The organism is Pseudomonas sp. CFBP 5748 (genome assembly GCF_053850495.1).
The window spans coordinates 158,790-184,725 of record NZ_JBSPTN010000012.1 but is presented as its reverse complement, the minus strand read 5'-3'; the positions used below and the strand labels follow the sequence as shown (position 1 = coordinate 184,725).

Below are 25,936 nucleotides of genomic sequence, written 5' to 3'. Positions count from 1 at the left end.
ACTGCGGTGCATGCACATGTTTCAACGGACCGGGTAATCAAGGCCGCCAAAACGAAAAGACCTTGAAAGGGATGGCCGTAAGGGCGGAACCCTAAGTAGCCGTTACCGCAGCAATGGATATACACACGGTATTTCTATTCCCCTTCAAGCCCGCGCTGTTCAATGACACCAAACACATCGGTGACATCCTGGACCAGGATCCGGGCGACATTGGTGAGGGTGTTGAAGTCGCTGGCGGCCGAGTCACGCAGGCTGGCGCAGGCCATGAGCGTCAGGTAATCGAGGGTGGCATGCAGGCGTTCGCTGGCGCAGGCGTGGAGCTCTGTCAGCGGGACGGTTTTGTCGATGAACAGAACAGGTTGGGTGGTGGCGATTGGGGTGAGAGGGGTGAAGCGGCTGATTGCTTGAGTCGTCGTCATAAGGTTTGGCTCTATTTAAGAAACATAAATTGCCACCTTCTTGCTGCGAAACAAATGGGTGGCAGTTGCGCGCGGGTTCGCAGACCGAGATAGAGACCAAACCCGGCAGACCCGAAGATCTCCCGCGCGCAACCGCCATAAAATGAACGCAGGCGAGTTTGCCTGAATTTTCATTTGACGGCGCAAAGTCTCTGTTCTGTCAGCGGGCTGCGAAACCCTTGCCCACTGACCAAGGCCAGCAGACCCACCGAACTATAGAGGAGATTTTCGAAGCCAAAATCGACCTGTAGGACGCACCGCGCCCCTGTGGCCAGGGGGCTTGCTCCCGCTCGGGCGCGCAGCCGCCGCAAACCGGCGCATGCGGAAGGTCTGACGAAAGGAGAGGGCTGCTGCGCAGCCCTGCGGGGATAAATCCCCTCGCCACAAAGGGTGAATTCCTACGAGATTTTCGGAAGCACTTTTTAAGTGTTGTGATCAATATCCAACTTGCTGAACGTCACTTTCCCGCCTTCGCTGGTATAGCCGCTGTTGTCTTGCACGTACACGCCAGCCTTGAAGTACAACGGCTTGACCCGCCACGTAGAGCTGATGGTGGTGTACCAGCTACGACCCGCCGCGGTAATACCCAGGTCGCCGGTACGATCGAGGTGGAGCCGGTAACTGAAGGACTGGGCAAGTTTCACCCCAGTGGCCACTGTGATGACTCGACCCTCGTCGTCATCGGGGCGCATGCGCACTTTAGCGACGATGTTGCCGGTCTTGCTGTCGTCCTTGTACTGGTATTCCAGCTTCACCAGGGGTTTGCTGCTGTCCTTGGCATGAATCTGACCGATCACGATCTTGCCGGTGCTGGGCACCTGGTTGACGACCAGGGTCGCGCTCAATTTATTGTCGGCATCGGGGTACAGCCAGTTGCGCAAAGTGCCGTCTTTATAGGTTTCTCGTAATTCGCTGCGCGGATAGACCGCGTTTTCAGTCTTGGTGCCGGTCACCGGTGACCAGAAATACACCGTGCTGCCTTCGGAGTTGAAGTACTTATCCTTGAACCCATCCACCAGCCGAGGCGTTTCAATGGTTTTCGGCGGGCTGCCCTCGGGGATGCTCAAGTTCCAGGTTGCAAGATCGACCATGTTCGGATCCTTTCTGTACATAAGAAATGATTTACGCCACAGCCGAAGGCTCTAGGACGCGCTTTCGCCGACGCCAGGAGGAAACGGGATCGAACGTTTTTCACGTAGATCCGGCGGAGGGTTGGCGTCAGCAGACCGTCAGAGTTGCGTTTGCCGCTTTGGTGCCCGAGACAGGCGACCGTTAGTCGGCTAGTAGGAAAGTTTTTTGAACGATGGCGATATGGCACTGCGCGCATGGCCTGCGCTCGATTGAGCGTGAGAGGCGAATGCCCAAGCGTTGAGGGGCGCACCGCAAGCAGCATCCGTGCTGCCATGGCGCCAGGAAAAGCGATCAGATGTTGTGATTGATTTCCAGCAGGCTAAACGTCACTTTTCCGCCTTCGGTGGTGTAGCCGGTGTTGTCCTGCACGTACACACCCGCCTTGAAATACAGCGGTTTGACCTTCCAGGATGGGTCGATGGTGGTTCTCCAGTTATAACCCGCCGCGCTGATGCCCAATGCGCCCTTCGGGCTGAGGTGGATCATGTAGGTAAAGCTGCGGTCGAGCTTCACGCCGGTGGCGATGGTGATGACCTGGCCGGATTCGTCGTCGGGGCGCATGCGCACCTTGGCGACGATGTTGCCGGTGGAGCTATAGGTTTTGTACTGGTACTCCAGTTTCACCATGGGGCTGGTGCTGTCCTTGGCATGAATCTGACCGATGACGATCTTGCCGCTGCTGGGCACCTGATTGACGGTGACGGCGGCACGCAAGATGTTGTCCGCCGCCGGATACAGCCAGTTGCGCAAGGTGCCGTCACTGTAGGTTTCCCGCAGTTCGCTGCGTGGATAAATCGCGTTTGCGGTCTTGGTGCCGGTCACCGGCGCCCAAAAGAACAGCGTGCCGGTGTCGGAGTGGAAATATTCATCCTTGAACCCCTGGGCCAGCCGAGGCGTTTCGATGGTGATGGCGGGGCTGCCTTCGGGGATGCTCAAGTTCCAGGTGTTGAGATCGATCATGGTCGGATCCTGCGTAACGGGCGTAAAAGTGCTGAGTTCCAAAGCGGGAGGCTCTACTCCGAGCGTTTGGGATGTGTTGATCACGCAGGATGGAGATTTTTTGATGACCGTCCGGCGGATGATTGACGTCAATTGTCCGTCGAATATGCCATTTGCAGCATCTGTGCCTGGGTGGGTAACCGTTAGTCGGTAGTTTCGAACTCGCCCTGAACGATTTCGCATTGATAGGGTCGCCTGGGCGGGCAGCATTGCGTCGCTGCCATGGCGCCACGCAAAGCGTCTAGATGTGATCGATATCCAGCAGGCTGAACGTCACGGTGCCGCCTTCGGTGGGATAGCCGGTGTTGTCCTGCACGTACACGCCCGCCTTGAAGTACAGCGGCTTGTCGCTCCAGGTCGAGCTGATGGGGGAGCTCCACTGGTAACCCGCGCCATTGATGGTCAGGACGCCGGCGGGGCTGAGGTGGATCAGGTAAGAGAAGGACTGATTGAGTTTTATGCCCGTGGCGATGGTGATGACCTGGCCCGATTCATCGTCGGGACGCATGCGGACCTTGGCGACGATGTTGCCGGTGGAGCTGTAGGTTTTGTACTGGTACTCCAGCTTCACCATGGGGCTGGTGCTGTCTTTGGCGTGGATCTGTCCGATGACGAGTTTGCCGGTGCTGGGGACCTGGTTGACGGTCAGCGTGGCGGCCAGCTTGTTATCAGCCGCTGAGTACAACCAGTTGCGCTGGGTGCCGTTGCTATAGGTTTCCCGCAGTTCACTACGCGGGTAAATCGCATTGGCGGTCGTGGCGCCGGTGACCGGTGCCCAGAAAAACACCGTACCGGAGTCGGCGCGGAAGTACTGGTCCTGGAACCCTTCCACCAGTTGAGAGGTTTGGATGGTCGTCGGTGGGCTGCCTTCGGGGATGCTCAGGTTCCAGGTGGCGAGATCAATCATGGTCGGATCCTACGTAACGGGGGTGAAAATGCTGAGCGCCCGGCGAGAGGCTCTAGCTCGCGCTTGTGGGCGAATTAATCACGCAGGATGGAGATTTTTTGATGACCGCCCGGCGGATGACTGACGTCAATTGTCTGTCAGCGGTGTCGTTGCAGTTTCTGTGCCCGAGGAGGGTGACCGTTAGTCGGCTATTTCGGGCTTTGTCTGGATGATGGCGCGATGACACCTACTGCTTTCCGGAATCACGGTCTAGAGTGAGATCACAGTATTTGTCCGCTTTGCCACGTAAAGCGGACGTGGCGCCCGATAAGAGAAGCAGCATGGAATGCGCGCAACCTGCACTTGGCGAAGACAGCTCTGTCCTATTGATTGTTGATGATTACCCCGAAAACCTGCTCAGCATGCGAGCGTTGTTGCAGCGTCAGGATTGGAAGGTCATAACGGCGGCCTCGGGTATCGAGGCTCTTAATCTGCTGCTCGAACACGAGATCGACTTGGTTCTGCTGGATGTGCAGATGCCCGATATGGACGGTTTCGAAGTGGCGCGGCTGATGCGCGGCAGCCAGCGCACGCGGCTTACGCCGATCATTTTCCTGACCGCCAACGAACAATCCCAGGATGCGGTGATCAAGGGCTACGCCAGTGGCGCCGTGGATTACCTGTTCAAACCGTTCGACCCGCAGATTCTCAAGCCCAAGGTCCAGGCGTTGCTGGAGCACCAGCGCAATCGCCGGGCCTTGCAGCGTCTGAGCCAGGATCTGGAGGCCGCCAGGGCGTTCAACGCTTCGGTGCTGGACAATGCCGCCGAAGGGATCCTCGTGGTGGATGAAAGCGGCTGTATCCGCTTCGCCAACCCGTCTACATGTCGGCTGCTCAATGCCACCGCCGAGCAGTTGCAGGGCATGCCGTTGCTGGACTTCCTGCAGAAACCCCATATCCCCGAATGGGTCGACTCCGATATCCACCGCGCCTATTGCCGTGGTGAAACCTGGCGCGTGCACGATGCCGTCCTGCGCACTGCGCCTGGCCAGCAGGTGTCGGTGGCGTTGTCCTGTGCGCCGCTGCCCTCGGAGCAGAAGGCGATGGTGGTGACGCTTCAGGACATGTCGGTGGTTCGCCACTTGCACCAGCAACTTGAGTTCCAGGCTGTCACTGACCCGCTGACCGGTTTGCTCAACCGCAGGGGGTTTTATCAGACGGCGGAAAACCTGCTGATGCGCAGCGAGCGGCTGGAAAGCAACTGGGTGTTGCTGTATCTGGATCTCGACGGCTTCAAGCGGGTCAATGATTCCCTGGGCCATGACGCCGGTGACCGAGTGTTGCGCTGGGTGTCCGAGCAATTGAAGGCGTGCCTGCGTCCGTTCGACATCCTGGCACGGCTCGGCGGTGACGAGTTCACGGCCCTGCTGGACCTCGAACTCCCGGAGCACGCGGCGAAGATCGCGGAAAAGCTCATCGAGCGAGTCTCGATCTGTCAGCAGATCGAAGGCATGGATGTGGCGTTGGGGGCCAGTATCGGCATCGCGACGTATCCGGATTGCGGGTCCAATCTCGACGGTTTGCTGCGCGCTTCCGACATCGCCATGTACGAAGCCAAACGCGCCGGCCGCCAGCAATACCGTTTCTACGATCACGAAATGAACGGTCGAGCCCGTTCAAGGCTGATGCTCGAGGAAAGTGTGCGCTCGGCCATCGAGAACCGCGATTTCAATATGGTCTATCAGCCCCAGGTGTCCATCGCAGATGGGCGGATCCGTGGCTTCGAGGCGTTGTTGCGCTGGCAGCACCCCAGCGTCGGCGATGTACCGCCGGGGCTGTTCCTGCCGTTGCTGGAAGAGGCGCGGTTGATCAGCCGGTTGGGCAGTTGGATCTATCATCGCAGCGCAGCCCAGCGCAAAGTCTGGGAGCGCAAGTTCGCTGACGATCTGGTGTTGGGGGTGAGCCTGAGCAGTACCCAGTTCGGCATGCCTAACCTGGTGACCGAATTGCGTCAGGTCCTGGACCGCCATGCCTTGAAACCCCGGCAACTGGAGGTGGAGGTGACCGAGGATGCGCTGATGCGCAACCCCGACGAAACCCATAAGCAGTTGCGGCTGCTGCGGCACCTCGGGGTGCGGGTGGCGCTGGATGACTTCGGTTCGGGGCCGTGTTCGCTGGCGCATCTGCGCGACCTTGAACTCGACACTCTCAAGCTCGACCGACACCTGATCGCCCGTCTGCCGGACTCGCCTCGAGATGCGGCACTGGCTGCTTCGGTGATCGATTTGTGTACACAATTGGGTTTGCGGGTGATCGCCGAGGGGGTCGAGACCTCGGAGCAATATCACTGGCTCAAGGCCCATGGCTGTGGCTACGTGCAAGGGTTCCTCGTGGCGCGACCGTTGATGGCCGAGGACACCGATGCCTTTGCCGTGCCATTTGACTGGAGCGCGGTGCGGGCCTGAATTCGCTACACTGGCGGCCTTTTGTGACTGTGTTGCCACCGATGACCGCGCTCAAATACCTCCAGGCCTACCCGGCCGCCCTGCAAGCACAAGTGCAGCAAATGATTGCCCAGGATCGACTGGGCGATTACCTGCACCAGCGCTATCCCGACCGGCATCCGGTCCAGAGCGATAAAGCCCTGTACGGTTACGCGCTGGAGCTCAAGCAACAATACCTGCGTAACGCGCCGGCCATCGATAAGGTGCTGTTCGACAATCGCCTGGACCTGACCCACCGCGCCCTTGGCCTGCACACTGCGGTTTCACGGGTGCAGGGCGGCAAGCTCAAGGCCAAGAAGGAAATCCGCATCGCTTCGCTGTTCAAGGAGGCGGCACCCGAGTTTTTGAAAATGATCGTGGTGCATGAATTGGCCCACTTCAAAGAGTCGGACCACAACAAGGCGTTCTACCAACTCTGCGAGCACATGCTGCCGGGGTATCACCAGTTGGAATTCGACTTGCGGGTGTACCTGACCTGGCGTGATCTGCAACAACACAAGGAATGACTGGATGGATGTCAGCAAGACCAAAAGCAGCTTCTATCGTCGTTTGTATGTGGCTTACCTGATCGACAGCGGCGTGGCCAGCAATGTCCCCGCGCTCACCGAAGTCACCGGTATGCCCCGGCGCACCGCCCAGGATACCGTGGCGGCGCTGGCGGACCTGGATATTGTGTGTGAGTTCGAGCAGGAGCAGGGCGCCCGCAATCATGCCGGGTGTTATCGGATTCGCGATTGGGGGGCGATTGATCGGGGGTGGATCGAGGGGAATCTGCAGCGGATCAAGGCGGTGCTTGAGTATCCCTGAACATTGGCTGTGTCTGGGGTGGCCTCTTCGCGAGCAAGCCCACCCCCACATTCGATGGTTCACTGGAGAACCACTGTGGGAGCGAGCTTGCTCGCGATGGCGTCATCAGGGCCGATGCATGCCTATATGTGGAATCCCATCTTCCATATATTCCACACCCACTACGCCAAACCCATACCGTCCGTAATACCCCTGCAAATGCGCCTGTGCCGACAATGAGATCGACGTACCAGGCCAGCGTTTCTCGGCCTGCTTGAGGGCTCGTTCCATCAGTTTATGACCCAGGCCCTGGCCCCGGGCTTGCGGTGCGATGACCACGCGCCCGATCACCACGTCGCTGTTTTGCGAGTGCGGGTCGAGTAAACGAAGGTAGGCCACCAAGTGATTGCCCTGCCAAGCCATCAAATGGCAGGTGTCGCCCTCCAGATCCAGGCCGTCGACGTCCGGGTAGGCACAGTTTTGCTCGACGACGAACACTTCGGCGCGCAATTTGAGGATGGCATACAGCTGTTCCTTGCTCAGGTCACTGTGGTGTTTGCAGACCCAATCGATGTCCATTTTTTGAATTTCCTTGAGAACCTGATGCCGATATTAAGCGCGCTGTCTTCGGAAGTCTCTTGCTCGCTCCAGTAAAAAAATCTGTGATAAAGACCAAAATGCCATCATTCCTTTGCCGCAGCGTTGTCTTCTTTGTGTAATCTTCGATCCAGCGCCGTGCAGCGGTTTCAATGAGCTAATGTTAGGACCGGATGTCTGAGGATATCCCTTGAGTTTCGGCTAAAAACAAACCGGGCTTTGAACCCGTCAAGGATGTTTGGCATGCCGCGATTGCATCGAGCTCTTGCTTTGGTCGGGTTGCTGTTGCTGAGCCACAACGCTTATGCGCAGAAGTTGCGTCTGGTCGCCGATGGCTGGCCGCCCTTTACCGACTCCACGCTGGTCAATGGCGGCCTGGCGACCGATATCGTCAGCACGGCCCTGGCGCGGGCCGGTTATGCCACTGATTTCGAGCAGGTGCCCTGGGCTCGGGCAATGCTGGGCATCGGAGAGGGGCGTTATGACGTGCTGGTCAACGCCTGGTACAGCGAAGAACGCACCCATGTGGGCCAGTTCTCGGCCGAGTATCTGCTCAACCGCGTGCGCTTCCTCAAGCGCAAGGATGCGCCGATTGAGTTCGACAACCTGCCACAGCTGTATGCCTATCCCATCGCCGTGGTGCGCGGTTATGCCTACTCCAAGGCATTCGATGAAGACCAGAAAATGCAGAAAGTCCCTGTGCATAACTTCGCGATGGCCGTGCGCATGCTGGCTGCCGACCGCGTGAAGCTGACTCTGGAAGATGAATATGTCGCCCGTTATTACCTGGCCCGCGAATCGGCCAAGGTGCGCAATGCCGTGGAGTTCCTGCCCAAGCCGTTGAGCGAAAACAGCCTGCACATCCTGGTCAGCCTGAAGAACCCGCAGCATGAGCAGATCGTGGCGGGGTTTGATCGGGAGATTGCGGCGATGAAGGCGGATGGCAGTTATGCGCGGTTGCTCAAGCAGCATGGGATGTGAGCTTGAAGGTTGAGTGGTCTGGACTGGCCTCTTCGCGAGCAAGCCCGCTCCCACATTTGGAATGCGTACTCCTGTGGGAGCGGGCTTGCTCGCGAAGGGGTCGACCCATTCACTGCAGTCTCAAGCCTCGCTGGTGTCCTTGATCAAATGCGCCGCCAAGGTCCGCAACGGCCCCAGTTGCCGACAGATCAACCCCAGTTGCGTCTGCACCAGTCGCTGGCCTTCGTCAATTTCATCGGGCATCTGCTCAAGCTCATTGGCCAGGGCTTCCTCCTCGTCGCTTTGGAGCACAATCGGCGTTTTACTCGCCAGGCCCTGGGCGATTTCGTCGATGCTCGTCGCCAGTTTCGCCCCTGCGCCATCGATCAGGTGCTCGCGCACCTGCGCTGGCAGTTCGGTGCCGCGGTGGGCGCCCAGGCCTGACAGGTAACTGAGCAGCGTGTGGGAAAGCACCAGGAAGCGGAACCCCACATCGGCTTCCTTACGGAAATGCCCCGGCTCCATCAGCATGTTGGCCAGCGTGGTGGACAGCGCGGCGTCGGCGTTGTGGGCATTGCGGCGGGCCAGGCGGTAGGCCAGGTCGTCGCTTTTACCGGCGGCGTACTGCTGCATGATCTGACGCAGGTAAATGCTGTTGCAGGTCAGCGTGTTGGCCAGCACCTTGTTCAGTCGTCGGCCTTGCCAGTCGGGCAGGAACAGGAATACCGCAAGCCCGGCAATCAGGCTGCCCAGCAAGGTATCGAACAGTCGCGGCAGCAGTAGCCCGTAGCCGTCGCCCACCTGGTTGAAGCAGAACAGCACCATGATGGTGATCCCCGCAGTTGCCAGGGTGTAGCGGGTCGTGCGGTTGGTAAAGAACACCACCCCGGCGGCAATGGCGAAGCTCGATTGCACCAGCGGGTTGGGAAACAGATCGAACAGTGCCCAGGCCACGGTCAGGCCAATGGCGGTGCCGATGATTCGCTGGCCGAGCTTGCGCCGGGTGGCGCCGTAGTTGGGTTGGCAGACGAACAGCGTGGTGAGGATGATCCAATAACCCTGGGATGGGTGGATCAGATGCACCATGGCGTAGCCCACGCTCAGCGCCAAGGGCAGGCGCAGGGCATGACGGAACAGCAGCGAGGTTGGCGTGAGCTGCGTGCGCAAGCGTAGCCAGACGTCCTTGAGGTTGCGCGGCGAGCGGTCCAGCAAGCTGCTGTCGGTGGCGTCGGCCAGGGCATCGGGGTTGCTCGCGTCGCTGAGCAGGCGATCCATGGTGGCAAGGTTGGCCGAAAGGGCGCGTAACGATCGCAACAAGCCGCGCCAGGCCGGATTGCTCTGGATGCGCAGATGTTCGAGGGAGGCATGCAGGTCGTTGAGGGCCTCGGCGAAGCTGGCGTCGTAGACGAACGGCTGGCGCAGTTGGATCGATTCGGCCAGCGCCTGGCAGGCCTTGCCCTGTTGGCGCAGCAGGCGCTGGCAGCGGAACATCACGTCGCTGTGGAAGAAGGCCTCGGCCAGTGCGTTGTAGGGGTAATGGGAGGAACTGGCGCGCTCATGGATGTCTTGGGCGAGGAAATACAGCTTCAGGTAACGGCTGACTTTGGAGCCTGGCCGGCCATTGCCCACGCGGTGCAGGATGATCTCCTTCGCTGCGTTCAGCGCCGCGACCACTCGGCCGTTCTGTTGGGCCAGTTCCAGGCGTCGGGCTTCGACGTCCAGTTGACGAATCGGCTCCAGAAGCGACGATTTGAGTTTCAGGTAACGGCCCAGCTCGCGAAACAGCCGCGCCAGGCTTTGCTGCACCGGTTGGTTGGAAAACAGCGCTTGCCACAGCACTGAGAGCAAGCCGTACCACGCAGCGCCAGCCACCAGCAGCAGGGGTTCGTGCCAGAAATCGGTGACCGCGCCACCGCGCTGGTCCACGCCGATCATGGTATAGACCGACAGAATCAAGGTGGCCGAGGCAATCGCGCCATAGCGTTCGCCCAGGGCTCCGAGCATGGTCAGGCCGAAGCTCGCCAGGGCCAGGGCGATGATGAACAGGATGGGATACGGGAACAGCAACTCAACCGACAGCGCCGCGACGGTGAAGCACACCAGGGTCACGGCCAGCGCGTTGAGGCGGCCCTGCCAAGTGTCATCGGTCTCGGCCAGGGCGCTGGCGATGATGCCCAGGAACAGCGGGATCAGCAGCACCATCTCATCAAGATACCAGCACACCCCCATGCTGCCGGTCAGGGCGATGAACACCCGCACGCTATAACTGAACTTATCCAACGCCCAAAGGCGACGCAGAGACTGGCTAAACGAAGTCGATGACATGAAGTGCACGGGCCTGACGGGCAATGACGCTAAATTGAGGCAGTAATGACGCCGACGCAATGGGGGCGATCACATCTGGCAGCAAAAAGTGTTCCGGCATACACCACCAACCGACTGTGGGAGCGAGCAAGCCCGCTCCCACCGTTGATGTGTGTCAGGTCAGACGTACTGCGCCGCCGCATAACCCGACGCCCAGGCCCACTGGAAGTTGAACCCGCCCAGGTGCCCGGTGACGTCCAGCACTTCGCCAACGAAATACAGGCCCGGGCTTTTCAGCGATTCCATGGTCTTGGACGAGACTTCCCGGGTGTCGACGCCACCCAGGGTGACTTCGGCGGTGCGATAGCCTTCGGTGCCTGCCGGGACGACGTTCCAGCTCGCCAGTTTCTCGGCAATGTCCGCCAGCTCCGCGTGGGTGTATTGCTTCATGGGTTTGGAGACGAACCAGGTGTCCACCAGCAGGTTGGCCATTTTCTTGGTAAACAGCTCGCCCAGCAGGGTTTTCAGCTCGCTGTTGGGGCGTTCGGCCTGTTGCTGTTGCAGCCATTGCGGCACGTCGTGGTCCGGCAGCAGGTTGATCTGCACCGTGTCCCCCGGTTCCCAGAACGACGAAATCTGCAAGATCGCCGGGCCGCTCAGACCGCGGTGGGTGAACAGGATGTTCTCGCGAAAGCTCTGCTCGTTGCAGCTCACCAGGCAATCGACCGACGTGCCCGAGAGTTCGGTGCACAGCGTCTTGAGCTGATCGGTGATGGTGAACGGCACCAGACCGGCGCGGGTTGGTAGCAGCTCATGACCAAACTGTTTCGCCACCTGATAGCCGAAACCGGTAGCGCCCAGGGTCGGGATCGACAGGCCGCCAGTCGCGATCACCAGGGATTGGCAATTGATGGCCCCGAGGGTGGTTTGCAGCAGGTAGCCGCCTGCGGTTTTTTCGATCTGCTCGATCGAGGTGTCCAGGTGCAGCTTGACGCCAGCCTGGTCGCACTCCTCCAGCAGCAGGGCGAGGATGTCGCTGGACTTGTTATCGCAGAACAACTGTCCCAGCTTCTTCTCGTGATAGGGCACGCCGTGCTTGGCCACCAGGGCGATGAAATCCCACTGGGTATAGCGCGCCAGGGCCGATTTGCAGAAGTGCGGGTTCTGCGAGAGAAAATTGCCCGGCTCGGTGTACATGTTGGTGAAATTGCAGCGTCCACCGCCCGACATGAGGATTTTCTTGCCGGCCTTGTTGGCGTGGTCCAGCAGCATCACCTGCCGTCCGCGCGCGGCAGCGGTCAGTGCGCACATTAACCCTGCGGCGCCAGCGCCAATGATCACGACTTCGGTAGAGCGCAAAACGGTGTCCTCTCACAAATTCTAATTTCACCGAAAACCACTGTGGGAGCGGGCTTGCTCGCGAAGGCGGTGTGACAGTCAACATTGAATCGACTGATACACCGCCTTCGCGAGCAAGCCCGCTCCCACAAGGGGATCTTCGTTGGATGGAAGATCGGTTACAGGATCCGCACCCGCAATGACCGGCCCTTGATCTTGCCATCGTTCAGGCGTTGCAGGGCCTGTTTGGCGATGCCGCGCTCCACGGCCACGTAGGCCTGGAAGTCGAAAATCGCGATCTTGCCGACCTGGGCACCGGGAATGCCGGCGTCACCGGTCAGGGCACCGAGGATGTCGCCGGGGCGGACTTTGTCTTTACGCCCGGCACCGATGCACAGGGTGCTCATGGCCGGCAGCAGCGGGCCGCCACCCTGGGATTTGAGGTTGTCCAGTTGGTCCCAGCTCAACGGCGACTTCTGCAGTTGCTCGATGGCCTGGGCGCGGTGGGCTTCGGACGGCGCCACCAGGCTGATGGCGATGCCTTTTTCCCCGGCGCGGCCGGTGCGGCCGACGCGGTGGATATGGATTTCCGAGTCCCGGGCCAGTTCGACGTTGATGACCATGTCCAGGGCATCGATGTCCAGGCCGCGTGCCGCCACATCGGTAGCCACCAGCACCGAGGTGCTGCGGTTGGCGAACATCGCCAGCACCTGGTCACGGTCGCGCTGTTCCAGGTCGCCATGCAGGCCGACGGCGGAGATGCCTTTGGACGTCAGGTGATCGACGGTTTCCTGAACCTGCTGCTTGGTGAAGCAGAACGCCACGCAGGAGGCCGGGCGGAAATGCGCCAGCACCTTCACGACCGCGTCCATGCGTTCTTCAGGAGAGATCTCGTAGAAGCGCTGCTCGATCTGCGCGTCGGAGTGAAACGCCTCGGCCTTCACTTGCTGCGGGTTGCGCATGAACTTGGACGACAGCTGCTTGATGCCGACCGGGTAGGTGGCGGAGAACAGCAGTGTCTGGCGGCGCTCCGGGGTCTGCTGGATGATGTCTTCGATCGCGTCGTAGAAGCCCATGTCGAGCATGCGGTCGGCTTCGTCGAGGATCAGCGTGTTGAGGCCATCGAGCACCAGCGAGCCTTTGCGCAGGTGCTGCTGGATGCGCCCTGGGGTGCCGACGATGATGTGGGCGCCGTGCTCAAGGGAGGCGATCTGTGGGCCGAAGGACACGCCGCCGCACAGGGTCAGGACCTTGATGTTGTCTTCGGCGCGGGCCAGGCGACGGATTTCCTTGGCAACCTGGTCGGCCAACTCGCGGGTCGGGCACATCACCAGCGCCTGGCAGCCGAAGAAGCGCGGGTTGATCGGGTTCAGCAGGCCGATGCCGAAAGCCGCGGTCTTGCCGCTGCCGGTCTTGGCCTGGGCGATCAGGTCCATGCCCTTGAGGATCACCGGCAAGCTCTGCGCCTGGATCGGCGTCATCTGGGCATAACCGAGTGATTCGAGGTTAGCCAGCATGGCGGCGGACAGCGGCAAAGTATTAAAAGCGGTGGCAATGGTGGTCACGGGACTGGCCTGCAAAACAAAATGTCGCGCAGTGTAGCAGCCTCGTGCCACTTTCTTCGAAAGTTCTGGACGAGCTGTGAGGGCAACGCTTGTCTTGAGGGATGGCAGATCCAGAAACTGTGGGGGCTCTGGAACTGTGGGAGCAAAGCTTGCTCGCGACGAAGGTGGCGCGATATTTCAGGAAACCGAGTTGCCTGTATCGCGGGCAAGCCTTGCTCCCACAAAAAGCGCCAAGCCACGAAGCCGCTTAGTGCTCGATATGCTCATCCGGCCGCTTGACCCGCCGCCCATCCTGTTTCGACAACTGCGAAAAAATCGTCGCCGCCAGCATCGCCATGACCCCCACCGTGACGAACGTCAACTGGAACGCCCCCAGCACCGTCTCGACCCCATCGTTGCCAACCTGGGCCGTGAAGCCGCCGAGCAGGGCGCCGGCGCAGGCCACGCCGAGGCTCAGGGACAGTTGCGCGACCACCGACAGCAGGCTGTTGCCGCTGCTGGCGCTGGCGTCGTCCAGGTCGATCAGGGTCACGGTGTTCATCGCGGTGAATTGCAGCGAGTTGATCGCCCCCAACACGGCCAGTTGTGCCAGCAGCAACCAATATGGCGTTTGCTCGCTGACCAGGCCCATGCTCGCCAGCATCAGGCCCAGGGCCAGGGTGTTGCCGGTCAACACGGTGCGGTAGCCGAAGCGCTCGATCAATGGCCGGGCCACGGACTTGGCAACCATGGCCGCCGCCGCCAGGGGCAGCATGCTCATGCCGGCCTGGGACGGCGAATAGCCCAGGGCCACTTGCAGCAGCAACGGCACCAGGAATGGTAGGGCGCCGCTGCCCAGGCGGGCGAACAGGTTACCGAGGATGCCCACGGCGAAGGTCCGGGTCTTGAACAGCGATGGTGCGAACAGCGGGTTCTCGACATGCCCGGCCCGCAGCCAATAAGCCGCCAGGCAGGCCATGCCGCCAAACAGCAGCAACATCACCCGCAAGTGCGGCAGGTGCAGTTCCCCCAGGCCTTCCATGGCAATGGTGATCAGCACCATCGCCGCGCCGAACAGCAAAAAGCCCAGGCCATCGAACCGGGTGCGCTCGCTGCCGCGCAGGTCGGGGATGAACTTCCATACCGCATAACAGCCAATCACGCCCACCGGCAGGTTGATCAGGAAGATCCAGTGCCAGGTCAGGTACTCCACCATCCAGCCGCCCATGGTCGGGCCGATCAGCGGGCCGAGCAGGCCGGGAATGGTGATGAAACCCATGATCCGCACCAGCTCCGAACGCGGGTAGGCCCGCAGTACCACCAGCCTGCCGACCGGGATCATCAGCGCGCCGCCCAGGCCCTGGATCACCCGCGCACCGATCAGCATGCCCAGCGAGTGGGACAAGGCACACAGCAGCGAGCCGAAGCTGAACAGCAGGATTGCGCCGAAGAAAATCTTCTTGGTGCCGAAGCGGTCGGCGATCCAACCCGAGGCCGGGATCAGCAGCGCCACGGTGAGCATGTAGGCGATGATTACGCCTTGCATGCGCAACGGGTTTTCCGCCAGGTCGCTGGCCATGGCAGGCAGGGCGGTGTTGAGGATGGTCCCGTCCAGGGACTGCATGAAGAAGGCAATCGCCACGACCCACGGGAGCCAGCGGGCGGTGACGGCGTCGAGCGGTGCACGGTTGGGCATGGGACCTCTTGTTCGAGTCAGGGTGTCCGTGGTGGCTGCATCGCGGGCAAGCCATGCTCCCACAAGGAACGATGAACATCCTGTGGGAGCAAGGCTTGCCCGCGATGCTTTTTACAGGGTCAAGGTCAACCGCCTGACCAGCGCCCCCGGCAACAGCATCGAGGCCGTCGCCCGCTGGCTGTAGGTGCTGGCCGAGAGCAGCAGTTCGCGCTCCCGGGTCAGGCCTTCGAGTTGTGAGCCGAGCAGGCTGTAGACGCTGTCGTCGAAACGCATGGTGCTGACCGGCGCCACGATCTGGCCGTTCTCGACCCAGAACGTGGCGAAGCGGGTCATGCCGGTCAGGCGCGCGGCCGGTTGGTCCGAGTAATTCAGGTACCAGAGGTTGCTGATGTACAACCCGGTGCCGAGCTGTTCGAGGATATTTTTTTGCTCCAGCTGGCCTTCGTTCATGACCAGCGCCGTGGGGTATTCGTAGCTGCTGGCGCCGTTGGCGGTGAGGCCGTACTCGGCGGCGCTGCGGGAGTTGACCAGCCGCGCATTCGCCGTGCCCTTGGCGATCAGCGCCAGGTCATCGCGCGGATAACCTTCGTCGGAAAACGCCGGGCTCAAGGAGCCACTGACTTGCTCGCTCAGCCACACGTTGGGGCTGAAGTTGGCTTCGTTGGCGTAGAACTTCTGCAGTGGACTCTGCTTGCTGGCAATTGCCCGGGCCGAGAACCCGCCCCAGCTGAGCATGCCCATGATCTCTTCCAGGGCCGCCGGTGCCAGGTAGGCGCGGTATTCGCCGGGCGGTAGCGTGCGCAGCGGCCGACCGAGGAACGCCAGTTGCTCGCGGGCCTGCTCGAAGCGCCGGGCAAACCCTTCGCTGCTCCACTCATGCCCGGCGTAACTGGCTTTCACCGCCTGGCCGTTTTCATGGAACAGGCTGAAATCGAAGTTGAAGCTGTTGGCTTGGTGCCAGCCGAACGCCCCTGAAGAACTGGCGAAACCACGGCTGATAGGCCCGGCGGCGTAGAAACCGACCAGGTCCAGGCCTTCGGAGGCGCGGGTGATTTCGGCTACGGCTTGCTCGGTTTCCGGCAGTGGGTGGTCTTGCACGTTGTTGCTCTGCCAGCGGTTGTGGTTGAGCAGCAGGTACGGATCGCGGGGCAGTAGCGGCAAGGTTTCGCGCAACTGTTGCAGGCCCTCGGCCAGGCGTTGCAAATCCGTCTCGGCCTCGCCGGACAAGGTGATCTGCAAGTCGGCGTGGCGACCGTCATCAATCAGCTTGAAACTGACATTGGCCTGTTGCACCTGCCCGGCCTGGCGGACTTTGCCGTGGTTGAAACGCACGAAAGCAGAGGACTCGGCTGCGTAGCTGAGGGTGAACTGTTCCGGCTCGTGCAGGGCAGCGCCCAGCCAGTCGACCAACGCCTTGAACGCTCCGGCCTGATTATTGACGGTGCTCATCAGGCATCTCCCCCAAATACATCAACGTTGCTGAACACGCAGGCCGGCGACGCATGGCCGACACGGATGACCTGGTTTGGCTCGCCCTTGCCGCAGTTCGGCGTGCCCAGGACCTGGAAGGTACTGGCATCGCCCACGGCGCGCAGGCTCTTCCAGAACTGCGCGGAAATGCCCCGGTAGTTGGGGTTTTTCACCACGCCCTTGAGTTCGCCGTTCTCGATCAACTGGCCCCACTCGCAGCCGAACTGGAATTTGTTGCGGGCATCGTCGATGGACCAGGAGCGGTTGGTGCGCATCAGCACACCGTGCTCGATGCCTTGGATCAGTTGTTCCAGGGGCTGGTCGCCGGGCTCGATGTTCAGGTTCGCCATGCGGTCGATGGGCGGGCGATTCCAGCCGCAGGCACGGCTGTTGGCGACACCGGCAAGGCCTGCGCGAAATTGCGACAGCGCACCGCCCAGTGGCCGCAGCAACAGGCCTTCACGAATCAGGAACTGTTTGCTCGCGGCAGTACCGTCGTCGTCGTGGCTGTAGCTCGCCAGCTCTTCGGGAATGTCTGGGTCGAAGGTCACGTTCAACAGGCTGGAGCCGTATTGCAGGTGTCCGAAGTCGGCGGCCTTGACGAAGCTGGTGCCGGCGTAATTGCGCTCGTCTCCCAGGATGCGGTCCAGCTCCAGCGGATGGCCGATGGACTCGTGGATCTGCAGCATCATCTGGTCGGGCATCAGCAGCAGATCCCGCGGGCCTTGCGGGGTATTGGGTGCCATCAGCAGTTGCAGGGCCTGGTCGGCGATTCTCGGCCCCGCGCCAATCAGGCCAGAGCGACTGATGACATCGAAGCCACCTTGCTGGCCGAAGTTTTCACGGCCCAAGGTGCGGGTCTGGCTGTCCTGACCGTCGAAGGCGGTGACCTCCAGGGCCGGGTAGATAAAACGCTGGGCCTGGCGCAGTTCGGCGCCGGCGCTGTTGAGGTAGATCTGCTCGACCTGGGTCAGGCCGATGCTGACTTGCCAGTTCACCAGGCGCTCGTCCTGAGGCACCGCGGCCGACTCGTCGCCGAGTAGTTGGTAGCAATCGCTCAGGGCAGGGAAGGCCTGGTCGAAATGGGGCGAGAAGTAATCGGCGCGGTCACTGGACACCGCTTGCTCGCGCAGGTCGAGCAGGGCATGGGGCTTGAGCTGGCGGGCTTGTCGCTCGGCCCGCTCCAGCGCTGCCTGCAGGCCGGCCTGGGACAGGTCGTTGGTGGAGGCATACGCCTCGACACCGTTGACCCGCGCGGTGAGCATTGCGCCTTCATCACGGGCCAGGCTGGGCGGTTCGGCGACATTCTTGCGTACCGACAAATGCTGGCCAGACTCGCGCACATAACGCAGGGAAAAAAATTCAGCGCCCGTGCGCAAGGCAGCAAAACGCTGCTTGAGCTGGGGGTGGAAGTCGAACATGGAACCTCCTTGTCTGGAGTGGCGGTGCAGCGAGGTGCGGCGCACTGAAGCGGCGGCCCTAGATTAGGCCTGGGCGGGGGAGGGATCAAGGCAGATGGGAATTTGGGTGTCAGGTCGGACATCATCGCGAGCAAGCCCGCCCCCACAGTTGACGGCTGTCAGGCACAAAATCTGTGTCTGCCGCAGATCCAATGTGGGAGCGAGCTTGTTCGCGAAAGCTTACTGGGCCGTAGGCCCCACTTCACGCATCGGCTTACCACGCACCGGCGCGTCACCGGCGACGTAGTACGGCGCGGTGCTGCGCGGCAGTGGTTGGCGGCCGCGGATTTTGTCAGCGATTTTCTCGGCGATCATGATCGTTGGTGCGTTCAGGTTGCCGGTGGTGATGATCGGCATGATCGAGGCATCGACCACCCGCAGGCCTTGCATGCCATGCACGCGGCCTTCGCCGTCTACCACTGCCATGTCGTCGCTGCCCATCTTGCACGAGCAGGACGGGTGGAAAGCGGTTTCGGCGTGTTCGCGAATGAACTGGTCCAGTTGCTCGTCCGTCTGCACGTCGATGCCTGGGCTGATCTCACGACCACGGAACGGATCGAGCGCCGGCTGTTGCATGATTTCGCGGGTCAGGCGGATGCCATCGCGAAATTCCTGCCAGTCCTGCTCGGTGGCCATGTAGTTGAACAGGATGCTCGGGTACTGGCGCGGGTCCTTGGACTTGGCCTGGATCCGGCCACGGCTCGGCGAGCGCATGGAACCCATGTGCGCCTGGAAACCGTGTTCCTTCACCCCATTGCTGCCGTTGTAGTTAATCGCCACCGGCAGGAAGTGGTACTGGATGTTCGGCCAATCGAAATCCGGACGGGTGCGGATGAAACCGCCGGCCTCGAATTGGTTGCTGGCGCCGATGCCAGTGCCGTTGAACAGCCACTCGGCGCCGATGGCCGGCTGGTTGTACCAGAGCAGCGAGGGGTACAGCGAAACCGGTTGGGTGCAGGCGTATTGCAGGTACAGCTCCAAGTGATCCTGCAGGTTTTCACCCACGCCCGGCAGATCATGGACCACTGGGATGTCGAGGCTTTCCAGCAGTTTGGCCGGACCGACGCCGGAACGTTGCAGGATTTGCGGCGAGGCGATGGCGCCAGAGCACAGCAGCACTTCCTTGCGCGCCCGGGCCTCGACGCGCTCTTCGGCGGCGCCCACCAGGTAACGCACGCCCACTGCCCGTTTGCCTTCGAAGATGATCTTGTCGGTCAGTGCGTGGGTGACGATGGTCAGCGTGGAGCGCTTCTTGGCGACGTCCAGGTAACCGCGCGCGGTGCTGGCGCGACGACCGTTCGGCGTCACGGTGCGGTCCATCGGCCCGAAACCTTCCTGCTGATAGCCGTTGAGGTCTTCGGTACGTGGGTAACCGGCCTGCACGCCGGCTTCGACCATGGCGTGGAACAGCGGGTTGTTGCCAGCCTTGGGTGTGGTCACGCTGACCGGGCCATCACCGCCGTGGTAGTCGTTCGGGCCGATGTCGCGGGTTTCGGCTTTGCGGAAGTACGGCAGGCAGTCCAGGTAGGTCCAGTCTTCCAGTCCCGGTAGCTTGGCCCAGTTGTCATAGTCCAGGGCGTTGCCGCGGATGTAGCACATGCCGTTGATCAGCGAAGAGCCGCCCAGGCCCTTGCCGCGACCGCACTCCATGCGACGGCCGTTCATGTGCGGCTCCGGGTCGGTCTCGTAGGCCCAGTTGTAGCGCCGGCCCTGCAGCGGGAACGCCAGGGCGGCGGGCATTTGTGTGCGGAAGTCCAGGCGATAGTCCGGACCGCCGGCTTCGAGCAACAGGACGGTGACGCCTTCATCTTCGGTCAGGCGAGTGGCCAGGGTGTTACCGGCCGAACCGGCACCGATGATGATGTAATCGAATTCTTGGGACATGAAATGCACCCTCTTTTTGAATTGGGTTCAGGTCGCGGTTGCCGAATGCCATATCCTCTGTGGCGAGGGAGCAAGCTCCCTCGCCACAACGGCCCCAGCCTCAGGTTCTGCGGCGAATCAGAACACCGACGCGTAATCGCCCAGTTCGACCTGTACCGATTTGATGCGTGTGAAGTTGTTCAGCGAACTGATCCCGTTCTCACGGCCTACGCCCGATTGCTTGTAGCCGCCGACTGGCATTTCAGCGGCGGATTCACCCCAGGCATTGATCCAGCAGATGCCGGCCTCGAGCTGGTGGATCACGCGGTGGGCGCGGTTGAGGTCGCGGGTGACGACGCCGGCGGCCAGGCCGAAGTCGGTGTCGTTGGCGCGGCGGATCACTTCTTCTTCGGTTTCATAGGTGAGGATGCTCATCACCGGGCCGAAGATTTCTTCACGCACGATGGTCATTTCGTCGGTGCAGTCAGTGAACACGGTCGGCGCGACGAATGCGCCCTTGGCCAGTTCGCCGTCGGTCAGGCGAGTGCCGCCGCACAGCAAGCGTGCACCCTCGGCCTTACCTTTCTCGATGTAGCCCAGCACGCTTTCCATGTGGGCGAAGCTCACCAGCGGGCCGAAGTTGGTGTTTTCGTCCTCGGGATTGCCGATGCGGATGCGTGCCACGCGCTCGGCGATCTTGGCTTCGAACGCTGCCTTGAGGTGGCTCGGCACGAACACGCGGGTGCCGTTGGTGCAGACCTGGCCGGAGCTGTAGAAGTTGGCCATCATCGCGGTGTCGGCGGCGCGATCCAGGTCGGCGTCGTCGAAGATGATCAGCGGCGACTTGCCGCCCAGTTCCATGGTCACGTCCTTGAGCGAAGAGCTCGAGGCGCTGGCCATGACTTTCTTGCCGGTGTCGGTGCCACCGGTGAAGGAGATTTTCTCGATGCGCGGGTGCTCGGTCAGCCAAGTGCCGACTTCACGGCCGCTGCCAGTCAATACGTTGAATACGCCCGCTGGAACGCCGGCTTCGGTGTAGATCTCGGCCAGTTTCAGGGTGGTCAGCGAGGTGACTTCGCTCGGTTTGAAGATCATCGCGTTACCGGCCGCCAGGGCGGGTGCGGATTTCCACAGGGCGATCTGGATCGGGTAGTTCCATGCGCCGATACCGGCCACCACACCCAGCGGCTCGCGACGGGTGTAGACGAACGAAGTGGTGCGCAGCGGCACCTGCTCGCCTTCGATGGCGGGCACCAGGCCGGCATAGTATTCCAGCACGTCGGCGCCGGTGACGATGTCGACGTAGCGGGTTTCGGAATAGGCTTTGCCAGTGTCGAGGGTTTCCAGGGCGGCCAGCTCATCGTTGCGCTCGCGCAGGATGTCCACGGCGCGGCGCAGGATGCGCGAACGCTGCATGGCGGTCATGGCGGCCCAGACTTTCTGGCCCTTTTCGGCGCTGACCACGGCGCGCTCGACGTCCTCGAACGTTGCGCGCTGCACCTGGGCAAGAACTTCACCGTTGGCAGGGTTGATGGCTTCGAAAGTGGCATCGCCGCTGGCATCGCTGTACGCGCCATCGATGTAGAGTTTTTGCAGTTCGAAACGGGCCATAAAGTCCTCGCAAGTGCATGAGTGGTTGGCTGGCCACCGGGCGTGTCGTCTATAGCTGACTACGCAGTTCGGCGGCGGTTCAGGAATCGAGCGGTTCTGTGTGCTCTGGCACCCCTGATTTGGCCAGTTGTAAATCCATGTATTCGTAAGCGATCCGATGTGCCTGGGCGGTATCGAACGCGTCTCCCGACAGCGCCCCGCGCAGCCACAAGCCGTCAATCAGAGCGGCCAGGCCCCGTGCCGCGCTGCGTGCCTCATCGAGGGACAATACGCGGCGGAACTGGCAACACAGGTTGGAATACAGGCGGTGATCGTTTATCCGCTGCAACCTGTGCAATGACGGGTGGTGCATGCTGGTGGCCCAGAAGGCCAGCCAGGTTTTCATTGCCGGGCCATTGACCTGGCTGGCGTCGAAGTTGCCTTCGATGATTACCTTCAAGTGAGCCCGTGGGCTCGGGTCCTCCAGCGCTTGGCGGCGCGCGGTGACGTTCTCGCTCAGGACAGTCATCAGGTACTGGGCCGTGGCCGCGATCAGGCCATTCTTGTCCTGAAAGTAGTGACTGATGATGCCGTTGGAGACACCGGCCAAACGGGCGATCAGCGCAATGCTGGCGTCCCCCATGCCGACCTGATCGACCGCTTGTAACGTGGCTTCGATCAATTGCTGGCGGCGGATGGGTTGCATACCGACCTTGGGCATCTAGCACATCTCCTTAGGCCATCCGGCGCACGAGTGTCGTTTGCCGGAATGAAAGCCAGTCTATTTTGTTTTGATTGAACGTTCAATCAACAAAAAATAAGTTCTATGACAAGTCGTCGCTGTTTGCCGGGGCGAGGACTTTTAGGGATGTCTTTATAACACTCGTCGGTTGGCATGTAGGCTTAATGCACTTGATAGCTGGAATACTGTTGTGCGAGGGGATTTATCCCCGTTGGGCTGCGAAGCAGCCCCAGAGTTGTTAGCCGTTAGCACCACCCAAACAAAAACGCCGCGATCATCTCGCGGCGTTTTTGTTGGCCTTGGCTCAGCCCAGGTTCTTGCCGAGCAGTGCGTGGTACAGCTCGCTGTCGCCCAGGATCCCGACGACTTTCTGGTTATCGTGAAGCACCAGTTTGTTGCCGGTCTGGTAGCGGATCTGCAAGGCGTCGCGCATGCCGATGTTGGAGTCCACCAGGGTCGGACGGCGACCCAGATCTTCGACGGCTTGGCCCGGTGCCCAGTTTTGCAGGTCCAGCGCCGCGCCGTTCTGCCGGGCGCCCTTGATGGTGTTGCCTTCGGCCAGGTCGAGCCAGGAATCGCCGCCCGGGTCCAGGCATACCGAACCGTTAATACGCTTGCAGTTGTCCAGGGTGCGCATCAGGCTGCGGCCGCAAAGAACGTTGAGCGGGTTGGTGTGGGCGACAAATGTACGCACATAGTCGTCCGCCGGGTTCAATACGATCTGTTCCGGCTTGCTGTACTGGATGATCCGGCCGTCCTTCATGATCGCGATACGGCTGCCCAGTTTCAGGGCTTCGTCGAGGTCGTGGCTGACGAACACGATGGTCTTGCTCAGCTTGCGTTGCAGCTCCAGCAGTTCGTCCTGCAGGCCTTGGCGGATCAGCGGGTCGAGGGCCGAGAAGGGTTCGTCCATCAGCAGAATGTCAGCGTCCATCGCCAGGGCGCGGGCCAGGCCGACCCGTTGCTGCATGCCGCCAGAGAGCTCATCCGGCTTCTTGTTGCGCCATTGGGTCAGGCCCACCAGCTCAAGCTTCTCGTCCACCAGCTTGCGGCGTTCCTTTTCTGGCCGACCCTGCATTTCCAGGCCGAAACTGATGTTCTCGCGCACCGTCAGCCAAGGCATCAGGGCGAATTTCTGGAACACCATGGCGATGCGCTTGGTGCGCATCATCTTCAATTCAGCGGGGGTGCAGGAGGCAATGTCGATCTGCCGGCCTTCATGCTCGACGAACAACTTGCCGCGACTCACGGTGTTCAAGCCGTTGATGCAGCGCAGCAGGCTGGATTTGCCGGAGCCGGACAGGCCCATCAACACGCAGATTTCGCCTTTCTCGATGTCCAGGCTGGCTTTTTCCACGCCGACGATTTGCCCGGTTTTCTTCAGGATTTCGTTGCGGGTCATGCCTTGGTCAAGCAGTTTGAGGGCCTCGCGTGGATCCCTGGAGAAGATCACGTCGACTTCTTCGAAGCGGATTATGCTCATGCGTCACCCCCTACTTTAGCGTCGGGTTGTTTGCAGATTCGGTCGAGCATGATCGCCAGCAGTACGATTGCCAGGCCAGCTTCGAAGCCCAAGGCGATATCGGCGGTGTTCAGTGCGTTGACCACGGGTTTGCCCAGGCCATCGGCACCCACCAGTGCGGCGATCACCACCATCGACAACGACAGCATGATGCACTGGGTGATACCGGCCGCGATGCTGGGCATCGCGTGGGGCAGTTCAATGCGTGACAGGAGCTGGCGACGGGAGCAGCCGAAGGCTTTACCGGCGTCCATCAGTTCGTCTGGAACGTCGCGGATGCCCAGGTAGGTCAGGCGGATGGGCGCGGCAATCGCGAACACCACTGTGGAGATCAAGCCTGGGACCACACCCAGACCGAAAAGGGTCAGGGTAGGAATGAGGTATACGAAGGTCGGTACGGTCTGCATCAGATCGAGCACCGGACGCATCACTGTGTAGAACATCGGCTTGTGCGCGGCAACAATGCCCAGCGGCACGCCGATCAGTACGCAAACCAGGGTCGCGAACAGCACTTGGGCGAGGGTTTCCATGGTCTCCTGCCAGTAACCCAGGTTCAGGATCAGCAGAAAGGACGCGATGACAAATACGGTCAGGCCCCATTTGCGCTGGATGAAGTGAGCCAGCAAGGCGATGAGGCCGATCAAGGCCAACGGGTTGAACCAGGTCAGCGCAAACGTCACGCCGTGGATCATCGTTTCCAGGAACAGCGCGATTGCGTCGAAAGTGTTGGCGCCATGTTGCGTCAACCATTCGACGAAGCCGGCGATGTACTGGCCTAAAGGTATTTTCTGATCAATGAGCATGGTAGTGAACGTCCGCATGCAAGGGAATAAACAGCCCGGGCGAGCGAACCCGCCCGGCATAACATAAGCAGTTACTGCGCAAGTTTGGCTTTCACGGCTTCCAGGCCTGGTTTACCGTCAATGGTGGTCACGCCAGCGAGCCAGGTATCGAGCACCTGTGGGTTCTTCTTCAGCCAGGCCTTGGCGGCAGCCTCAGGCTTCATCTTGTCGTCGAGCACGTTGCCCATCAGCGTGCTTTCCATGTCGACAGTGAACTCAAGGTTTTTCAACAATTGACCCACGTTGCTGCATTCCTGGCTGTAGCCCTTGCGGGTATTGGTCGCCACGGTGGCGGCGCCAAAATCCGGGCCGAAGAAGTCGTCGCCGCCGGTCAGGTACTGGATCTTGAAACGGGTATTCATCGGGTGTGGCGCCCAGCCAAGGAACACCACGTCGGTACCGCGCTTCGCTGCGCGATCGACCTGCGAGAGCATGCCCGCTTCACTCGACTCGACGACTTTGAAGCCGGCGTCCTTCAGGCCGAAGGCGTTCTTTTCGATCATGCTCTGGATCAGGCGGTTGCCGTCGTTGCCCGGCTCGATCCCGTAGATCTTGCCGTCCAGTTCTTTCTTGAATTTGGGGATGTCGGCGAAGTCATGCAGACCCTTGTCGTACAGAGCCTGGGGCACCGCGAGGGTGTACTTGGCGCCCTTGAGGTTGGTGCGCACGGTTTCCACGGTGCCGGCCTCGCGATAGGCCTTGATGTCGTTTTCCATGGTCGGCATCCAGTTGCCGAGGAACACGTCCATGTTCTTGCCGTCGGCCAGGGACTTATAGGTCACCGGCACAGAGATCATGGTGGTCTTGGTCTTGTAGCCAAGGGCATCGAGTACCACGCTGGTGGTGGCGGTGGTGACGGTGATGTCGGTCCAGCCGACATCAGAGAAGTTAACGGTGCTGCACTGTTCGGGTTCTGCAGCGTTGGCCAGCATCGGAAGACTCAGCATGGCGGCCAACAACAACGACGTGGAACCTTTCATGGGTGGACTCCTGGTGTTTTATCGGCAGTGTCCGGTCAGGACAACCGCGCTTAATATTGGATGTTGCGGTTGGTGGCGCGTGGGCACTCTCTGACACGCGGCCTTGCAAACGAGCCGTAACCGATCATGTACCAGTGCAAATCTGACGCCTACAGGGTGAGTCGTATCCAGTACAGGGAGGGTCGCATCCAGTGTCGGTGACGTCGTTTATAGATTTTTTCCGCCCTCGGCAGCCCTCTGATCTGCAAAAAAGCGGCGTAAAAC

Annotated in this window: 21 protein-coding genes; 4 read left to right on the top strand and 17 right to left on the bottom strand. The window is 60.9% G+C overall.

Annotated elements, in window-relative coordinates; all coding sequences use genetic code 11:
- Window positions 1-134: 134 nt before the first annotated feature.
- From ACWNZ1_RS23960 to ACWNZ1_RS23945, 4 genes are all read right to left on the bottom strand, one after another.
- A complete protein-coding gene (locus tag ACWNZ1_RS23960) occupies window positions 135-419 on the bottom strand; it encodes a fructose-bisphosphate aldolase (RefSeq protein WP_163856320.1) in 285 nt (94 codons plus the stop codon).
- Window positions 420-880: 461 nt separating this feature from the next.
- The gene (locus ACWNZ1_RS23955; protein WP_210641686.1) at window positions 881-1,549 is read right to left on the bottom strand and encodes a polysaccharide lyase family 7 protein; all 669 of its coding nucleotides are present in this window, start codon (window positions 1,547-1,549) and stop codon (window positions 881-883) included.
- Window positions 1,550-1,880: 331 nt separating this feature from the next.
- The gene (locus ACWNZ1_RS23950; protein WP_135847568.1) at window positions 1,881-2,549 is read right to left on the bottom strand and encodes a polysaccharide lyase family 7 protein; all 669 of its coding nucleotides are present in this window, start codon (window positions 2,547-2,549) and stop codon (window positions 1,881-1,883) included.
- Between the two features lie 280 nt (window positions 2,550-2,829).
- On the bottom strand, window positions 2,830-3,495 hold the full coding sequence (locus ACWNZ1_RS23945) for a polysaccharide lyase family 7 protein (protein WP_135847567.1): 666 nt from the start codon (window positions 3,493-3,495) through the stop codon (window positions 2,830-2,832).
- A 320-nt stretch (window positions 3,496-3,815) separates the two neighbouring features.
- Here ACWNZ1_RS23945 and ACWNZ1_RS23940 point away from each other — a divergent pair, with 320 nt between their 5' ends.
- The 3 genes from ACWNZ1_RS23940 to ACWNZ1_RS23930 are packed head-to-tail and all read left to right on the top strand — an operon-like array spanning window position 3,816 to window position 6,785.
- Entirely contained in the window at window positions 3,816-5,939 is a 2,124-nt protein-coding gene (locus tag ACWNZ1_RS23940; RefSeq protein ID WP_256453871.1) for a putative bifunctional diguanylate cyclase/phosphodiesterase, read from the top strand.
- 41 nt (window positions 5,940-5,980) lie between these two features.
- Window positions 5,981-6,484, top strand: a complete 504-nt coding sequence (locus ACWNZ1_RS23935; RefSeq protein ID WP_135848079.1) for a M48 metallopeptidase family protein — start codon at window positions 5,981-5,983, stop codon at window positions 6,482-6,484.
- Between the two features lie 4 nt (window positions 6,485-6,488).
- Window positions 6,489-6,785: a winged helix-turn-helix domain-containing protein gene (locus tag ACWNZ1_RS23930; protein WP_135847565.1), complete on the top strand. Its 297-nt coding sequence runs from the start codon at window positions 6,489-6,491 to the stop codon at window positions 6,783-6,785.
- Window positions 6,786-6,890: 105 nt separating this feature from the next.
- On the opposite strand, the gene ACWNZ1_RS23925 is transcribed toward ACWNZ1_RS23930, so the two are convergent.
- Window positions 6,891-7,343 carry a GNAT family N-acetyltransferase gene (locus ACWNZ1_RS23925; RefSeq protein WP_135847564.1) on the bottom strand — a complete coding sequence of 151 codons (453 nt, stop codon included), beginning with the start codon at window positions 7,341-7,343 and terminating at the stop codon, window positions 6,891-6,893.
- A 261-nt stretch (window positions 7,344-7,604) separates the two neighbouring features.
- Between ACWNZ1_RS23925 and ACWNZ1_RS23920 the strand changes: the two genes are divergently transcribed.
- Entirely contained in the window at window positions 7,605-8,342 is a 738-nt protein-coding gene (locus ACWNZ1_RS23920; RefSeq protein WP_135847563.1) for a substrate-binding periplasmic protein, read from the top strand.
- Between the two features lie 120 nt (window positions 8,343-8,462).
- On the opposite strand, the gene yccS is transcribed toward ACWNZ1_RS23920, so the two are convergent.
- The 12 genes from yccS to ACWNZ1_RS23860 all read right to left on the bottom strand — a co-directional run bounded on the left by yccS (window position 8,463) and on the right by ACWNZ1_RS23860 (window position 25,672).
- Window positions 8,463-10,646: a YccS family putative transporter gene (gene yccS, locus ACWNZ1_RS23915; RefSeq protein ID WP_135847562.1), complete on the bottom strand. Its 2,184-nt coding sequence runs from the start codon at window positions 10,644-10,646 to the stop codon at window positions 8,463-8,465.
- Window positions 10,647-10,805: 159 nt separating this feature from the next.
- Window positions 10,806-11,984 carry an NAD(P)/FAD-dependent oxidoreductase gene (locus tag ACWNZ1_RS23910; protein ID WP_456027926.1) on the bottom strand — a complete coding sequence of 393 codons (1,179 nt, stop codon included), beginning with the start codon at window positions 11,982-11,984 and terminating at the stop codon, window positions 10,806-10,808.
- A gap of 158 nt (window positions 11,985-12,142) precedes the next feature.
- Entirely contained in the window at window positions 12,143-13,480 is a 1,338-nt protein-coding gene (gene dbpA / locus ACWNZ1_RS23905; RefSeq protein WP_238340361.1) for an ATP-dependent RNA helicase DbpA, read from the bottom strand.
- A 295-nt stretch (window positions 13,481-13,775) separates the two neighbouring features.
- Window positions 13,776-15,224 (bottom strand): multidrug transporter subunit MdtD, encoded by a 1,449-nt coding sequence (gene mdtD / locus ACWNZ1_RS23900; protein ID WP_406550196.1) that lies wholly within the window; start codon window positions 15,222-15,224, stop codon window positions 13,776-13,778.
- A 90-nt stretch (window positions 15,225-15,314) separates the two neighbouring features.
- Window positions 15,315-16,652, bottom strand: a complete 1,338-nt coding sequence (locus ACWNZ1_RS23895; protein WP_456027925.1) for a TldD/PmbA family protein — start codon at window positions 16,650-16,652, stop codon at window positions 15,315-15,317.
- Window positions 16,652-18,094: a TldD/PmbA family protein gene (locus ACWNZ1_RS23890; RefSeq protein ID WP_265072481.1), complete on the bottom strand. Its 1,443-nt coding sequence runs from the start codon at window positions 18,092-18,094 to the stop codon at window positions 16,652-16,654. The genes ACWNZ1_RS23895 and ACWNZ1_RS23890 overlap by 1 nt, the downstream gene beginning before the upstream one ends.
- Before the next feature lie 219 nt (window positions 18,095-18,313).
- Complete coding sequence (betA, locus tag ACWNZ1_RS23885; protein WP_135847556.1) at window positions 18,314-20,017, bottom strand: choline dehydrogenase; 1,704 nt, start codon at window positions 20,015-20,017, stop codon at window positions 18,314-18,316.
- 117 nt (window positions 20,018-20,134) lie between these two features.
- On the bottom strand, window positions 20,135-21,607 hold the full coding sequence (betB, locus tag ACWNZ1_RS23880) for a betaine-aldehyde dehydrogenase (RefSeq protein ID WP_135847555.1): 1,473 nt from the start codon (window positions 21,605-21,607) through the stop codon (window positions 20,135-20,137).
- Window positions 21,608-21,686: 79 nt separating this feature from the next.
- Window positions 21,687-22,307 (bottom strand): transcriptional regulator BetI, encoded by a 621-nt coding sequence (gene betI / locus ACWNZ1_RS23875; RefSeq protein ID WP_265072480.1) that lies wholly within the window; start codon window positions 22,305-22,307, stop codon window positions 21,687-21,689.
- A gap of 325 nt (window positions 22,308-22,632) precedes the next feature.
- On the bottom strand, window positions 22,633-23,811 hold the full coding sequence (gene choV / locus ACWNZ1_RS23870; RefSeq protein ID WP_135847553.1) for a choline ABC transporter ATP-binding protein: 1,179 nt from the start codon (window positions 23,809-23,811) through the stop codon (window positions 22,633-22,635).
- Window positions 23,808-24,653, bottom strand: a complete 846-nt coding sequence (gene choW, locus ACWNZ1_RS23865; RefSeq protein ID WP_135847552.1) for a choline ABC transporter permease subunit — start codon at window positions 24,651-24,653, stop codon at window positions 23,808-23,810. Before choW ends, choV begins: the two co-directional genes overlap by 4 nt.
- Window positions 24,654-24,724: 71 nt before the next feature.
- Window positions 24,725-25,672 (bottom strand): choline ABC transporter substrate-binding protein, encoded by a 948-nt coding sequence (locus tag ACWNZ1_RS23860; protein WP_135847551.1) that lies wholly within the window; start codon window positions 25,670-25,672, stop codon window positions 24,725-24,727.
- Between the last annotated feature and the right edge of the window lie 264 nt (window positions 25,673-25,936).